Annotated in this window: 15 protein-coding genes; 4 read left to right on the top strand and 11 right to left on the bottom strand. The window is 47.4% G+C overall.

The genetic code is table 11. The annotated features are described in order from the left end of the window. Positions 1-71: 71 nt before the first annotated feature. From A3848_RS17615 to A3848_RS17595, 5 genes are all read right to left on the bottom strand, one after another. A complete protein-coding gene (locus tag A3848_RS17615; RefSeq protein ID WP_074086225.1) occupies positions 72-1094 on the bottom strand; it encodes an HD-GYP domain-containing protein in 1023 nt (340 codons plus the stop codon). A 211-nt stretch (positions 1095-1305) separates the two neighbouring features. Continuing rightward, positions 1306-2283: an aromatic acid exporter family protein gene (locus A3848_RS17610; protein WP_074086224.1), complete on the bottom strand. Its 978-nt coding sequence runs from the start codon at positions 2281-2283 to the stop codon at positions 1306-1308. 161 nt (positions 2284-2444) lie between these two features. Further along, entirely contained in the window at positions 2445-3281 is an 837-nt protein-coding gene (locus A3848_RS17605; RefSeq protein ID WP_074086223.1) for an ABC transporter permease, read from the bottom strand. After that, a complete protein-coding gene (locus tag A3848_RS17600; protein WP_074086222.1) occupies positions 3278-4057 on the bottom strand; it encodes an ABC transporter ATP-binding protein in 780 nt (259 codons plus the stop codon). Before A3848_RS17600 ends, A3848_RS17605 begins: the two co-directional genes overlap by 4 nt. A 152-nt stretch (positions 4058-4209) precedes the next feature. After that, positions 4210-5217 carry an ABC transporter substrate-binding protein gene (locus tag A3848_RS17595; protein ID WP_074086221.1) on the bottom strand — a complete coding sequence of 336 codons (1008 nt, stop codon included), beginning with the start codon at positions 5215-5217 and terminating at the stop codon, positions 4210-4212. Positions 5218-5594: 377 nt separating this feature from the next. Here A3848_RS17595 and A3848_RS17590 point away from each other — a divergent pair, with 377 nt between their 5' ends. After that, a complete protein-coding gene (locus A3848_RS17590; RefSeq protein WP_074086220.1) occupies positions 5595-7325 on the top strand; it encodes an alpha-amylase family glycosyl hydrolase in 1731 nt (576 codons plus the stop codon). Here A3848_RS17590 and A3848_RS17585 read toward each other — a convergent pair. Beyond that, positions 7315-7980 carry a hypothetical protein gene (locus A3848_RS17585; RefSeq protein ID WP_074086219.1) on the bottom strand — a complete coding sequence of 222 codons (666 nt, stop codon included), beginning with the start codon at positions 7978-7980 and terminating at the stop codon, positions 7315-7317. The genes A3848_RS17590 and A3848_RS17585 overlap by 11 nt on opposite strands. A gap of 137 nt (positions 7981-8117) precedes the next feature. Here A3848_RS17585 and A3848_RS33015 point away from each other — a divergent pair, with 137 nt between their 5' ends. Continuing rightward, positions 8118-8357, top strand: coding sequence for a hypothetical protein (locus A3848_RS33015; RefSeq protein ID WP_074086218.1), 240 nt, complete (start codon positions 8118-8120; stop codon positions 8355-8357). Between the two features lie 108 nt (positions 8358-8465). Here A3848_RS33015 and A3848_RS32385 read toward each other — a convergent pair whose 3' ends face one another. Further along, complete coding sequence (locus A3848_RS32385; protein WP_167374650.1) at positions 8466-8606, bottom strand: hypothetical protein; 141 nt, start codon at positions 8604-8606, stop codon at positions 8466-8468. A gap of 327 nt (positions 8607-8933) precedes the next feature. Here A3848_RS32385 and A3848_RS17575 point away from each other — a divergent pair, with 327 nt between their 5' ends. Next, entirely contained in the window at positions 8934-9560 is a 627-nt protein-coding gene (locus A3848_RS17575) for an FMN-dependent NADH-azoreductase (RefSeq protein ID WP_074086217.1), read from the top strand. Positions 9561-9765: 205 nt separating this feature from the next. Here the strand turns inward: A3848_RS17575 and rsgA are convergent, their stop codons facing one another. The 4 genes from rsgA to A3848_RS17555 form a co-directional block, all read right to left on the bottom strand. Further along, the gene (gene rsgA, locus A3848_RS17570; protein ID WP_074086216.1) at positions 9766-10857 is read right to left on the bottom strand and encodes a ribosome small subunit-dependent GTPase A; all 1092 of its coding nucleotides are present in this window, start codon (positions 10855-10857) and stop codon (positions 9766-9768) included. A gap of 505 nt (positions 10858-11362) precedes the next feature. Beyond that, entirely contained in the window at positions 11363-12034 is a 672-nt protein-coding gene (locus A3848_RS17565) for an HAD family hydrolase (RefSeq protein ID WP_074086215.1), read from the bottom strand. A gap of 141 nt (positions 12035-12175) precedes the next feature. Then, positions 12176-12631, bottom strand: a complete 456-nt coding sequence (locus A3848_RS17560) for a DUF3939 domain-containing protein (RefSeq protein WP_074086214.1) — start codon at positions 12629-12631, stop codon at positions 12176-12178. A gap of 121 nt (positions 12632-12752) precedes the next feature. Continuing rightward, positions 12753-13349 (bottom strand): DUF2087 domain-containing protein, encoded by a 597-nt coding sequence (locus A3848_RS17555; RefSeq protein WP_074086213.1) that lies wholly within the window; start codon positions 13347-13349, stop codon positions 12753-12755. 198 nt (positions 13350-13547) lie between these two features. On the opposite strand from A3848_RS17555, the gene A3848_RS17550 reads away from it, so the two are divergent. Next, positions 13548-14534 carry a YpdA family putative bacillithiol disulfide reductase gene (locus A3848_RS17550; RefSeq protein ID WP_074086212.1) on the top strand — a complete coding sequence of 329 codons (987 nt, stop codon included), beginning with the start codon at positions 13548-13550 and terminating at the stop codon, positions 14532-14534. The last annotated feature ends 63 nt before the right edge of the window (positions 14535-14597 follow it).

Genomic DNA, 14597 nt, shown 5'->3' with positions numbered 1-14597 from the left:
GCAGCCTCCTGAATATCTCCAATTCGCAAAAAAACCCCGCAAATACTCTGCGGGGGTCCTTTTCATCTATTCTATTGCGGTAGGACACGTACAATTCCAAGGGTTCTGTGCTTGCTGAGATCAATGAAATCCTCACCGATATTTACCAAAGGACGAAGCGGATCATGCGCCAGAATCATAATAATTTTACCAATCTGTCCGTCTGTTAGAAGTGCGTCGTTGCCTATCATGGACTGCATCAGCTTATTGATAAATACACTGCAAATATAAGGGTCAAGCTTGCCGAATGAGTTATCCTCCATTTGCTTAAGGACTTCATACAGAGGTGCTGCTGAACGGTAATAACGGTCAGAAGTCATGGCATGAAATATATCCGTGACGGCTACGATTTTGCTGAATTCCGTAATGCGGTGTCCCAGCACCCCGAACGGATAGCCGCTGCCGTCCATTCTTTCGTGGTGCTGAAGTGCCACGAGTGCCTGCATATGCGACGTTCCTACCGTATCTCTGATCATCTCGTAGCCGAGCGTAGTATGTTTTTTCATGATGGTAAATTCCTCTTCATTTAGAGGCCCCGGTTTGGTAAGGATTTCGGCCGGAATCATGATTTTGCCGATATCATGAAGGGTTGCGGCAATCGTCAGCATGCCCAGGTCTTCCGGGCTTAGCTTAAGCCACTTCCCAAGAAGTGTGGATAATATGCCTACAGCAACATTATGTCTGTATGTATAGTCATCTTTAGACTGCAGTGCAGCCAATATCCCGAAAAAATCATTCTTCTCACTGACTTGCTGGATGAAAGGAATGACCTCGTTTCTTAGCTCCAGCATAGGAAGCCGTTTGCTCTTGGTATAGCGGAACTGCTCAAAAATATTCTCCATAGCTTCTGTACAGTCATCCACTGCCAGCTGATAGAAAGCCTCACTGTCCAACTGAATCACATCATGCGGCTGGAGAATAATCCGATGCTGGGTGATTAGCCGGATATGCTCCGAGCTCAGCAGTGTCATAGCAGGTAATACAAAGACACCGTTGTGATTAAATAGATTGTCTATAAGCTGTTTGCCTATATATTGTTCGTTGCTGTTATTCATCTTCCTCACCTGCCAGTGCAGAATTATTCACAAGATGTGAAGTAGCTGCTGTAATTTGGAATATATGCCGCCCCATTCAGCTTGTAATACTATGATGTCCTGGCTCTGAATCCTATTGAACGCAGCCTTAAATAAGCACACGCATTTTGCTCCTATATCTTTTATCGTTATTTCGTACCAAAATGTGAATACCTAAATTCTTCCTTCAGCCTTATGCTGAACTAGGCCGTTTCACCGGTTTGATATCAACCGGCATTTTATACCTTTTGGCGATACTCAGATACAGTGAGAGCTCACGGCATAACTGCAGAATAGCTGAACGGACCTCGAATTCCTCACGGGTTTCCGGCAGATCCATTCTTTGAAATTCCTGCTCCAATACTTCCAGCAGTTTTTCGGTCCGGCCCGTATATTCTTCAGCCAACACATCATTGCTGAGTTGATCGAACAAATCTGCAACCATGTCCCCGTGAGGCAACTGCCGGTAGACCTGCGAGAGGAGCTGCATCATATTCTGAATCGATTCGAGCTGTTCCTTGCGCATATAAAAGTAAACATTCCAGGCTTCATCCGGATGAATCACATGGTTCTCCATTTCTCTGGAGGCTGCTGTCAGCCCCCGCTGTACCGCTTCATTCGCACCGATCAGTTCCTTACCGTCCCAGAGATATCCCGGGTCACGGAGTGTACGAGCCATCTGTGTAAAAATAACCGAGAAGTAGCCGTCCACCTCTTTACGGATGGCAGCAATGACACTTCCGGTCTGAGGCATATAAATCAAATTAATCAATCCGGCAGATCCAAGGCCGATGAACAAGAGCTCAATCTGCTGCAGCAGTACATGTACCGACAACTCAGCTTGTCCAAATACCCGGAATACGATAACAGAGCTGGTAACAATCCCCTCCTTGTAGCCGGATTTTACGATCATCGGGAACCCGATGAGTACATACATCCCGAGCACCCAATAATGGAATCCCAGGAAGAAAAACAAAATACAGCCGAAAAAAAGTCCCACCAGCGATGCCAGAAACCGCGCTGTGATCGTACGCAGACTTCTTTTGCGTGTCGTTTCCACACCCAGAATCGCGAGCAGACCCGCACTTTGCGCATTCGGGATGCCCACAGCGGCTGCCAGCAGGATCGACAGCAGTGTAGCAGCCGCTGTTTTGATAACTCGAAATCCCATGAAAATACCTCTCCTTGCGATCTTGTAAGTCAAGCAGTTCCAGTTTAGAATCATTCGATGCATTACCCGGGAACGCCAGCTTATTATGTTAACTATAAGTTTCAAGTGAAGATATAGACATGGTACAAGATTTTGCGAAGCTGCACAATATGACATATTTTTCACCGTCGTGACAAAATCAGCTTCTCCACATATACCACCAGTTGATACATGGCAGTGGCCACAGCGGCAATAATCAGCAGACTGGACATCACAAGTGTGAAATTGAACACCTGAAAACCGTAGATAATCAGATACCCAAGACCGGATTTAGCCACCAAAAACTCGCCAACAATGACACCCACCCAAGACATGCCCACATTCACCTTGAGCGTGGATACGACCGTGGGGAAGGAAGCCGGCAGGATCACCTTGCTGAATATCTGTACCCGCGAGGCCCCAAACGACTTTGCCACCTTCACCAGATTCGGGTCCACGCTGCAAAAGCTGTTATACACCACAAGTGTTGTAATTATTACCGTGATAGACAACGTTGTCACCACTATCGCCGTAAAGCCTGCACCGAACATTACGATAAAAATCGGCCCCAGCGCGACCTTCGGCATACTATTAAATACAACCATATACGGATCAAGCACTGCCGATAAAAAAGGCGACCACCAGATCACGATGGCAAGAAGTGTGCCTAGAAGTGTCCCCAGCACAAAGCCGACAACCGTTTCGCCAACCGTCATGCCCAGATGCGGCCATAGGCTTCCGCTAACCATATCACTCCAAATCTGCCTGAAAACCTTGGTGGGGTAGCTGAACAGCAGCTCATCCAGCCAGCCCAGCCGTGCCCCTGCTTCCCAAAGAACAAAGAACAGCACGAGCAGACTGCCGCGGACACCCGTCACCCGGGCGCGCCATCGCCGTTTTTTCTTCTGATACTGAGCATGCTTCTCTTCCAGCCATGACGCACGGGAGGCGGCTAATTCAATTTGTTCAACGGATTTCATGAGTCTTCCCTCCCTGCAAGCTCCATTTCCTTCCACACCTCATGGAAAAGCTCCGCGAACCCCGGCAAGTCCCGTGCATATAGTGGAGGTGTGCGCCTGATCGCTTCAGGCACGATAAATATCTTGCGGATCTTTCCGGGATTCGGTTGAAGCAGGACCACCCGGCTGCTGACAGCAATGGCCTCTGACAGATCATGGGTAACCAGAATAGCCGTTGTTCCGCGGCTGCGAAGAGTCTCTGAGACCAAATCCTCAAGTTGCAGCTTAATTTGGTAATCCAGCGCGGAGAAGGGCTCATCCAGCAGCAGCAGCCCAGGGTCTGTAGCAAGGGTCCTAACCAGTGCCACCCGCTGGCGCATCCCTCCTGACAGCTGAGCCGGGTAGGAATGCTCTTTGCCGGCCAGCCCCATTTCACCAAGCCGTTCAATGGTTTTGCGTCTTGAGTTCTCATCGAGATTGCCGGTCAGCTCCAGCCCCAGCAGGGCATTATCCAGAATGGTCCGCCAGGGAAATAGGTAATCCTGCTGCAGCATGTAGCCTACCTCAGGAGAAGGGCCGTTGACCGTGCGTCCGCTCACGGACACTTTCCCGCGCGAAGGCTGAAGCAGTCCGGCAATGATCGACAGGAGCGTGGTTTTACCGCAGCCGCTGGGTCCGACCAGACTGACAAATTCACCCGCTTCCACATTCAGACTGAAGTTCTCGATGGCAAGCGACGCCTCGCGGTCCCCCAAATAGGCATGCGTCACTTCCTTTAACTGCACAATGGGAAGCATATCACCCCTCCTAAAAGTTTTGTTAGCATCAGCTACTCTGATCTGCTTCGTACAAAACTAGCTTCGGAAGCATTAACTTTAAGTTTTGTTAGCATCAGCTACTCTGATCTCCTTCGTACAAAACTCACTTCGGAAGCATAAGCATTCTCGAATCACTTCACGCTGGCTTCAGCTTTTTCGGCAAAACTGTTGTTGACGATCTTGGCTGCCGGAACCCGCTCCTTCAATTCACCGGCGTTGTCCATAACGTCCAGCAGATTATTCCATTCTTTATCGTCGATGACCGGATTAACAGCGTAAGTATCCTGTTCCTTGTAGCGCTTGACCGAAGAAATCACAATATCCCGGTCTGTTTTTTCAAAGTAAGGCAGGATCGCATCGGCAATTTCCTCCGGGCTGTGCGCCTTCACCCAAAGCTGGGCACGCTGGATCGCGTTCGTGTATTTCTGTACCGTATCGCTGTTTTTGCTGATAAAGCTTTGTTTGGACATAAAAACCGTATAAGGCAGATAGCCGCTTTCCAATCCAAAGGAAGCTACCACCCCGCCACGCTTCTCACGCTCAAATATGGAGGCCGTTGGTTCAAAGAGCTGAACATAATCTCCCGTACCTGAGGCGAAAGCCCCGGCAATATTAGCAAAATCAATATTTTGAATCAGGGTGAGGTCCTTCCCGGAATCAATTCCCTTCTGCATCAGCGTAAATGCACCTGCCATTTGTGGCATTCCGCCTTTTCTTTGGCCCAGGAATGTACTCCCCTTCAATTTGTCCCATTTGAAATCCGCATCCGGCTTACGCGCGAACAGGAATGTGCCGTCCCTCTGTGTCAATTGGGCGAAATTAATGACAGGATCATTCGCTCCCTGCTGAAAGACATATATTGAAGTTTCAGATCCTACGAGCGCAACATCAATAGCCCCGGACAGCAGAGCAGTCATGGTTTTATCTCCGCCCGGAATCGTCTGCAGCTCTACCGCCAGCCCTTCATCTTTGAAAAAATTCTGCGACAATGCGACATATTCAGGTGCATAAAATACCGAACGGGTTACTTCACCAACCTTAACTTTCACTTCAGCAGAGTCTCCTCCACATCCGGCGAGCACAGAAAAACATAAAGTGATGATCATGAGCGACAATGGAATTTTTTTCCTGATATTCATCCTTCATTCCCCTTTCCTCCAGGGTCTTCGCCCTTGCTTAAGCATATGCGCCTGCCTAAAGAATGGTTAACTGACATAGTGTGCAACGTTTGCACTACATTCAAGCGGTTTTTATAAGCATTTTGCTGTGTATACTCAAGTGTTCGTTTTCGATGATCCTTCAAAATCATTACATAAACTGTGATAACCGGGAAAATAAAGAGATAATCATAGATAGTTCAGCTTAATTGCTTCACATTCAAGTGATTACTAGTTATTCAATCGTTTTTATTGAGTGCAAACGTTTTACCATAAACGATTTTTAAACTAACATATTAGTAAAGCGCTTACTTGAATACATATTAAAGTTGTTATCCGTTTGGAAGGAGAATCCTATCATGTTTCATTTATGTAAACGTGCCGATGCTCGGCGCTTTCTGTCTGTGGTTGCCATCTCGGGCCTCTCTGCCGCTTTGCTTGCCGGATGTTCAGGAGGCAGAGCCTCTGAAGCCGGTACCTCACCCTCTAATTTAGCTTCGAATGTGCCATCTGCTTCCCCCCGCTCCTTATCCGCTTCACCAGCTTCCCCATCCAATTCATCCGTTACCTCCGCTGCGGCGGTTGATGAACAGCCCTCTACGGTTTTTTATGAAATTTTTGTCCGTTCCTTCTATGACTCTGATGGTGACGGTATTGGCGATCTTAAGGGAATCACCGAGAAGCTTGACTATCTCAATGACGGTAATCCTGCGACAAAAGACGATCTCGGAATCGGGGGCATCTGGCTGATGCCGATAAATCCATCCCCCAGCTATCACGGTTATGATGTTACAGACTACCGAAGCATCAACCCCGATTACGGAACTATAGAGGATATGCAGAATCTGCTCACAGAAGCGCACAAGCGTGGAATAAAGGTCATTATGGATCTGGTAGTCAATCATACCTCCAGAATGCATCCATGGTTCGTGGACTCCGCCAAAAATAAGGACGGAAAATACCGGAATTGGTATGTTTGGGCGGAGGACCAGCATCGTCCTGTAAGCGGAACAAGTGCGGCGGGCAGCGGCAATCCGTGGCATCCTCTCTTAGGCAGCCATTACATGGGTACCTTCTGGGACGGTATGCCGGATCTGAATTTCGATAATCCGCAAGTCCGGAGCGAGATGAAAGATATCGGAACGTTTTGGCTGAAGCAAGGGGTGGACGGTTTCCGTCTGGATGCTGCAAAACACATATATGAGGATCTGCTATCTGATAAAAGTGCAGCTACAACGGCAAAAAACGTTGCCTGGTGGCAGGAATTCCGTCAGTCCATGAGTAAGGTGAATCCGGAGGCCTATATCGTGGGTGAGGTGTGGGAGAATTCCGCAGTTTCTGTAGGAGCTTATCTGGATCATGCATTCAATTCAGGGTTTAATTTCGGGTTGGCTGAATCCTTGATAAATTCTGCCAAAACAGAGAAAGACAGCGGCGTAGCCTTTACACTTGAACGAACCTACAAACTATATTCCCAGCTCTCGGGTAATGCTTTCACAGACGCAACCTTTCTGACCAACCATGACCAGAACAGAGTAATGAGCCAGCTGCAGAACCAGCCTCAGCATGCAAAAATGGCTGCGTCAATGCTGCTGACCCTGCCCGGCAATCCTTTTATATACTATGGTGAAGAGATTGGAATGCTTGGTGTCAAACCGGACGAAGGTATCCGGGAACCCATGCGCTGGACAGCAGGCCAACCGGCCAATGGACAAACCACTTGGGAACCGGGAAGCAACAACGATGATAAATCCGGTGTTAATGTAGCAAGTCAGCTGAATAGCAGCGACTCACTGCTCGAACGATACCGGCAGCTCATTTCAATTCGGGGTGAGATTCCGGCGCTGCGGGACGGAGACATCCGTGATTATCCTTCTGGGAATGCAGGAGTTATGGCTTACGAGCGGATTACTTCAGGACAGCAAATCTTGGTTGCCCATAACCTGACGGGTGAATCGTTGTCCATCACGATCCGTCCGGGAACCGGCAAACACCCGTATCTGAAGATTATCAAAGTTATTCCTGGCACAGCCCGTTTGGATCAGGCGACACTCACAATTCCACCCTATACTACTGTCATTATGGAGTAGATACTTGTGATGGCCTAACTAACCACTTATGTAATGCAGAGCATACCTGTGGTCTGGTGAACGGTGCAGCAATCAGCCAGTCCTCCGAAACCCTGGAACTGATCCGAATCAGCCAGCTATCGGCAATATCCTCAAGATAGGAAGCCCGTTCAAAAGACCAGCCACCTTTTGTCCGTGTGCAGAACCTAAGCTCACTGGTGGCGGTGGGATTTTTCATTGCCTTAGCCAACAAGGGAGAATGGACAACATCACCTGTCTCTGCAGCCAATCGCTCAGACAAAAAATACAATGTACAGGTGGCCGCTTGTTTTTGCAGCTCCTCATACTTGCGTCTTGACATCAACAGCGCAGGGTTTTCCTGACCCATGTCAGCTGTCTGTTGAAAGCAGTTCATCAGATAATAGCAAGCTCGTTTAATTTCTTCCGGTGTCTTGAGCTCATAGCTGAAGGCATCGGGGTCTTTTAGATAGGATAAATGTACTTTGTCCTTGCAGGCCAGCAGGCAGAAATCCTGTACGTAATCCCCTTCGCTAAATTCCAAACGGCATATCCTGTCCGCTAAGACTCCCTTTTGCAGCACCTCCTTAACTCTTTTATCACCCGATGTTTCAGGGAACAGAAAATGCGCTAAATATAACGTATCATGGTTATTCACATCAATGTTTCCTTCCCGGAAAAGGCTTAAGCTATAAAACTTGTAATCTTTATGTTATCATAAGCTAATTTTAAGGTAAAATTAAGAAAGTAAGGGTATGATCAATAACATGAAATACTTGTAGCGAGGTGATTTCAATGAGAATGCTCATCAGTTTTCAGAACAAGATTGTACCTGTGTACTTCACTACAGAAAACAAACAGCCCACCCAAAAAGTACTTCGACTGCTTAACAGTACGCTGGAACTCAAAATTCAAAAGGGCAAAAGCGCCCTGCAGAAATGTTTGAATTCTCTGATTAGTATCGAAATTAAAGGCTCTGAAGCTATATTGCACAGTTACAGTGAAAATGATTCATTGGCATTATCCCTCTATTAATAGAGGGATTTTTTTTGTATACATTAAAGAAAAAGAGCACATTCCTTATCCAAGGAACATGCTCTGCTGAATATATTGGGCAGTATTTCTCATGAGAGAAACGTGAGACTAACTGATCCGATGGAGATTGGTTTTCTCTTGTTTTTCGGCTTTCTGAATCCGCAGCTTGAACAGCTTCACTAGGTTGCGCCGGGTATGCTCTTCGTGACAGCTGTCCAGTTTTTTTATAATAAAACGGTCAATGGACATGTCAATCGCTCCTTTGTTTGGATTCCTTTACAGCTATATCTGAGAGGAAATCATTTCCTGATCTCCTGTAACTCCTATTTAACCGGGACCCCGTTTCCTTAAACCCGGCCTCAAAATGCAAAAAAAACCTTGTAAAAAATAAAATTACTATATATTGAGTCGCAGAACCCAAAACCATTCAACATGCCCGGAGATGTGGTAGCTGTGCAAAGAAAAGCGCTTTGGTGTCGAATAAAAAAATTTTATCTTATGGATATTTACAAACAAATAATTAAATGCTATATTAACGTTAGTTAATAAATAAACGAAACTTAAGGAGAAATCATAATGTCAAACGTACTTTTCATTAAAGCAAATAACCGCCCAGCAGATCAAGCAGTAAGTGTTCAACTGTATAACGCTTTCCTGGCAAGCTACAAGGAAACTCATCCGCAGGACACAATTACAGAACTTGATTTGTTCGCTGAACAACTTCCATACTACGATAACACATTGATTACAGGGATGTACAAGGCTGGTCAAGGCTATGAAGCTACTCCTGAAGAAGCTGCCGGCGCTGCTGTAGTAAAAAAATATATTGATCAATTCCTGGCTGCAGATAAAGTAGTGTTTGCCTTCCCATTGTGGAACTTGACTGTTCCAGCTGTTCTGCATACGTACATCGACTACCTGAGCCAAGCTGGCATTACTTTCAAATACACCGCTGAAGGTCCAGTGGGTCTCGTGACTGACAAAAAAGCAGTAATCCTGAATGCCAGAGGCGGCGTTTATTCTGAAGGTCCAGCTGCTACTGCAGAAATGGCTGTGAATTATGTCGCAGGCATGCTGAACTTCTGGGGCTTCAAGGAAACAACTCAGGTGATTATCGAAGGACACAACCAGAATCCGCAGCAATCTGCAGAAATTATCAATAACGGCCTGGAATTGGCTAAATCTGCAGCTGCATCGTTCTAAATGGTGAGACAGCGTTAAAAGTCCGGTAAGAATTTAAGCATCCGCACTTTTTACAGATATCTCCTCTTTCACATCATCCGGACTTTTATTTATATATAGTTTGGCGGGCTGCTAATTTAGCCGTTTCCGCCAGACAAAAGTCAAGGGACCCTTACAGCCGTTCAACGGCTGCAAGGGTCCCTTTCGTTCTATGCAGATACTTCGATCATAAATCGTCCAGCTCACGGCGCCAGCTTGAATTCCGGGTACGGCTACTTCCCGCCTTCGTTGCAGCAGCAGCAGTTTTCCGCTTGTGCTTCACCTCTTTGCTGCTCTGATACTGCAGTTCCCGCTGGGTTTTGCGGTAGTTCCAGAGCCGTTTCTCATCCAGTTCCCCGCTTGCCACAGCCTCAAGTACAGCACAGCCTTCTTCCTGTTCATGCCTGCAGTCACTGAAACGGCACTCGGCGGCAAGTACGCTGATATCGCTGAAGGCAAGATCAAGTCCGCCTTCATCCTCCCATAGCTGCAGCTCGCGCATCCCTGGAGTATCCACAATGATTCCGCCATCCGGCAGGACGAACATTTCCCGGTGGGTTGTTGTATGCCGTCCCCGGCTGTCTCCTTCTCTTACGTCCTGTGTAAGTTGAAGATTACGGCCGCTTAGCCAGTTGACCATCGTTGATTTGCCGCAGCCTGAGGAACCGGTAAGAGCTACGGTCTGCCCTGGGCTGATATATGGCAGCAGTTCTTCCCGCCCGTCCCCAAGCAAAGCACTGACTGCATGGATGGCTACACCTGGCGCCGTCCGCTCCATCTCCGCGATTTTACTCTCCGCATCCAGGCAGAGATCAGCTTTGGTTAACAAAATGACCGGATTCGCCCCGCTGTTCCAAGCCATAATCAGGTATCTCTCCATCCGCCGGACATTGAAATCATCATTCAAGGCGCTGACCAGGAACAATGTATCAACATTAGAGGCTACGATCTGCTCATCCAGCGTATTTCCCGCTACCTTCCGGGAGATTACACTATGACGGGGCAAGACCCCATGAATCACGGCATGTTCGCCGCCATCCTGCATCACCAGAACCACCCAATCGCCGATGGCCGGATATTCTCCGGAGTCCGTCAGTGTGTGTCTAAGCTTGCCGGCCAGTTCGCCCCAAGTTTCCCCGGTCTCTGCCATCACGCGGTACTTGCTGCCGAAGTCCCCGATAATTCTTCCCGGTACATATTCCTTCCCTTCATATCCATTAAGTTTATCATTCCACTTGCTCTGCCAGCTCTTGTTCCAGCCGTATTGTTCTATTGTCATTATTGCCTCCTGAATGTTTTTGTTTCGAATTTTTTAATGCAACCTGACTGATACTGTCTCTTTCACATACTTCCCGGAACACAAAAAAACCGCCGGAATCCTCATTCCGGCGGCAGCTCCCACATAGCAATTCTTTTGCCTTTGGCAAGAAAATTGCTTATAAAAGCATATACGAAAAGTGCGGGCTCTCCCCTGTGAAGGGACAGTCCAGTAATTTCCGTGCGCGGCAGTTACAGCAAAAACAAACGCTGCAATATACACACGCAAAAAAGCCGCCGGAACCGATACGGTTCCCGGCGGCTCTAAAAGGCATCATAGAGCTTGCCTGCTAAACTGCAATCCTTACACTGCAGCCGCTGTTCCCGGAAGACACGTATCCTGAGCAGTATTTACCGATAACGAAGTAACCGTATAAACTGTCATATAACATCGTCTCCTTCCGAACTAATATGGTGTAATGATAAACGGAGCTGCATTATATTGTCAACCCCGCAATCATACGCCGCTATATTATAGTCTTCAGTTCATCCAGCTCATGAATGGTTTTCCAAGGATGGGCATCCAGCTGTTCATCCCACGGATGATTGCGTTTTAGCCATATGGTCTCCATTCCAGCCTTGGCTGCTCCCCAGATATCATTTACCGGATGGTCCCCGATAAACAAGGTTTCTTCTGCGGCTGCACCCAGCCTATCCAGTGCGTGCCGGTAGATCTCCGGATCAGGCTTGCTGATCCCAACCTCTCCGGAGATCACGATCGCCTTGAAGTACCCGCGAAGCTGAAGCAGATCGATTTTGCCATATTGGATATCCTTCTTGCCGTTCGTCACCAGACCCAGGATATATCCGCGCTCCCGGCAATATTCCAGAATATGGGCAGCATGCTTCATAAGCGCTCCGTGAGTAATATAAGTCTTGTCATAATATGCACGTATGTCTATAGCTGATAGTGGTTTTTGCCAGGGCAATACGTCACTTAGTTCGGCAAAAAAACCATCCTTATCCCGGTATCCGTCCGCATCTCTGAGGATGATGTCCTCCACAACCCGCTCTGCCTCTTCCGGCTCCAGATGGCCCAGAAAATCCTGCACGAACTTCCGGCTAAAGCTGCGAAATGTATGGTCGCGGTCCATTAGCGTGTTATCCAGATCAAACAGCAAAGCTTGTACTTTTCTCATTCCAAGTTCCCCTTGTTCCTCGAATTTCATTCCGTAGCAGTCAGAAATCCATTGTACTATGGGGGAACGCGCAAAGAAAAGACCATTCCGGTAAAAGAGGTCTTCCCCCTTCAACTGAACAGTCCGCGGATTCGTATCCCATTATTCAAAATGCTCCGGCCGATGCGTTAGCATCATTTCCTCTTCGGTAATGTATAAGGGAAAAGGCGGAGTTTCCTTCAGATACCGTTCACTGGCGAGCAGCCGGTAATGCACCTCGGGTAACCAGGCATCCTCAATCAGCGGGAGCTTGCCAGTATCACTGATATAGTTATCTACAGCCGATTGCACCAAATCCAGATAATAAGGCACGAGCTTGTCAGCTTCCTCAAAAATCTCAAAGGTCTCGCGGGACATATAAAACTTTTGCTGGGGTATACCGCCTAAATAACGGGTAAGCCGGCTTAGATCAATGCTTTTATCCTCTAATAATAGAGCCGTACGGTTGATAGGAGCGGGCATATCTTCTTCAAATTGCCTTACAGCCTGCTTGATCTGCGGTAAGGTAACAGTGATAGGGACAGTGGACGTATTTTTCTTGGCGCGCTTGAATATCATACTGAAAGTCTCCTTTCGAAGTATATGTCAGATAACGCTTACAATTCCATTTTATTCGTTATTCAGACATTTAATCAGCTTGCCTGTCTTTTGTCACAGAAAATACCCAATCTTTAGATCATTATTTGACATTTTCCCAATGTGTCCATAACTCGGGCGGATTCAGTTCATAGTGTTCATTCTGCCGGTACATGAATTGATGCATAATGAACTCGCGGCGAATGGTTGCATAGTCTTCATGGAATGGTTTAATGAACTCGTTGATCTCTTTTTCCGTATAGACTACGCCCGGCTCCAGCTTTTCGACCATATACTGCAGAGCAATCAGCTTCTTCTTGTACTGAGCGGGGATCTGCCGCAAGCGCCCGTCTTTGGCGAAGAAATTACGCAGCACCGAATCCTTCAGGCTTGTATCTGGTGACTCTTTCTCCATATCTTCCACCCCCTTGGAAAAAATAAACTTTAGTGATGCATCCGAACCGGCCTGAATAAACTCGGGATTCAGCATAAAATATACCGTGTTCTTGTCTCTACGCTCTGTGATTAGCGCGGCTTCCCGCAGTTTCGCGGCATGATGCGTCACGGTGGGTTGCGATAAATTCAGCTTTTCTGCCAAGGCCTGCCCGTGAACCTCCCCTTTGGACAGCAACAGAAGAATCCGTAAACGTGTTGGGTCAGACAAAGCTTTGTGGTAATTTACAATTTTATCAAGCTGCAATGAGGGCACTCTCCTATACAATACAATTATCCAAAATTAACAGAATGAATATAGTTTAGATATATATCTAATTATATCGCATTCCATGGACTGGAGCAAGTGTTATCACCCGGATTTACGGGAAGAATGGCGAAAATTTTAAATTTAGGGTACGCTTTATAGAAAAAGCAAGTTATTATTCGGGAGGCTTGAAGCTTAATGAAAGATGTCATCATAATCGGAGCAGGCCCATGCGGATTATCCGCTGCTATTGAATGCCAGCACCAAGGATTGTCCAGCCTGATCATCGAAAAGAATTTCATTGTCCACTCCATCTATCTCTATCCGACCAACATGCAATTCTTCAGCACCACTGCGCTGCTGGAAATCGGAAATGTTCCTTTCACCTCACCCAATGACAAACCTTTCCGCCATGAAGCACTGGTCTACTACCGGCGTGCTGCGGAACAGCATGGTCTGGAAATTGCCGCTTACGAGGAAGCCTTGTCCGTTCAGCCATTGGAAGATGGGACCTTTGCCGTACATACACGCAACAAACGGGGAGAAGCTCATACCCGCACGGCTGCCAACATAGTGATCTCTACAGGATATTTTGACCAGCCGAACCTGATTGGAATTCCAGGAGAGGAGCTTCCCAAGGTCACCCATTATTTCGGCGAAGCCCATCCCTATACGGGGATGAAGGTAACCGTAATCGGCGGCAGCAATTCTGCTGTTGATGCTGCACTGGAGCTCGTACGCGTTGGAGCCGAGGTGGATATGGTCTACCGGGGAGCTAGCATTTCTGAGAATATTAAGCCCTGGGTTCGTCCGATCTTCGAGAGCATGGTTCTGAAGGAGAAGATTATTCTGCACGTCGAGTCACGGGTGACTGAAATTACACCAGGATCGGTAATCATCACCAGCCACAGCGGCGATGTAACTGAACTGGATAATGACTTTGTGCTGGCCTTAACAGGATTTAGACCCAGCAGGACGTTACTCTCCTCCGCTGGAGTAAGCATGGACGATAGCCAAGATAAACCGGCCTTTAATCCCTCTACCATGGAGAGTAATGTACCCGGGCTTTACATCGCAGGGGTTATTGCCTCCGGACGCAATGCCAATGAGGTATTCATCGAAACCGGACGCGGGCACGGGCAGTTGATCGCGGATCATATCGTCTCCAAACGTCTGGCCAAGTAGGTTCCACCTCATAAAAATACGCATAGCTCGATCTAAATGGTTGTTAAAACATTGGGCATATTA

Origin of the sequence: Paenibacillus sp. P32E (genome assembly GCF_001909085.1) — a bacterium.
In the GTDB taxonomy this organism is placed as follows: Bacteria; Bacillota; Bacilli; order Paenibacillales; family Paenibacillaceae; genus Paenibacillus_AQ; species Paenibacillus_AQ helianthi.
Note: the sequence above shows the minus strand (reverse complement) of the source record. Positions and strands in the feature narration are given on the sequence as shown.

Coding starts and splice junctions, on each gene's coding strand:
- A3848_RS17615 (WP_074086225.1), bottom strand. CDS start 1,094: ATGAATAACAGCAACGAACAATATATAGGCAAACAGCTTATAGACAAT.
- A3848_RS17565 (WP_074086215.1), bottom strand. CDS start 12,034: ATGAGAAAAGTACAAGCTTTGCTGTTTGATCTGGATAACACGCTAATG.
- A3848_RS17560 (WP_074086214.1), bottom strand. CDS start 12,631: ATGATATTCAAGCGCGCCAAGAAAAATACGTCCACTGTCCCTATCACT.
- A3848_RS17550 (WP_074086212.1), top strand. CDS start 13,548: ATGAAAGATGTCATCATAATCGGAGCAGGCCCATGCGGATTATCCGCT.
- A3848_RS17575 (WP_074086217.1), top strand. CDS start 8,934: ATGTCAAACGTACTTTTCATTAAAGCAAATAACCGCCCAGCAGATCAA.
- rsgA (WP_074086216.1), bottom strand. CDS start 10,857: ATGACAATAGAACAATACGGCTGGAACAAGAGCTGGCAGAGCAAGTGG.
- A3848_RS17595 (WP_074086221.1), bottom strand. CDS start 5,217: ATGAATATCAGGAAAAAAATTCCATTGTCGCTCATGATCATCACTTTA.
- A3848_RS33015 (WP_074086218.1), top strand. CDS start 8,118: ATGAGAATGCTCATCAGTTTTCAGAACAAGATTGTACCTGTGTACTTC.
- A3848_RS17600 (WP_074086222.1), bottom strand. CDS start 4,057: ATGCTTCCCATTGTGCAGTTAAAGGAAGTGACGCATGCCTATTTGGGG.
- A3848_RS17610 (WP_074086224.1), bottom strand. CDS start 2,283: ATGGGATTTCGAGTTATCAAAACAGCGGCTGCTACACTGCTGTCGATC.
- A3848_RS32385 (WP_167374650.1), bottom strand. CDS start 8,606: ATGTCCATTGACCGTTTTATTATAAAAAAACTGGACAGCTGTCACGAA.
- A3848_RS17590 (WP_074086220.1), top strand. CDS start 5,595: ATGTTTCATTTATGTAAACGTGCCGATGCTCGGCGCTTTCTGTCTGTG.
- A3848_RS17605 (WP_074086223.1), bottom strand. CDS start 3,281: ATGAAATCCGTTGAACAAATTGAATTAGCCGCCTCCCGTGCGTCATGG.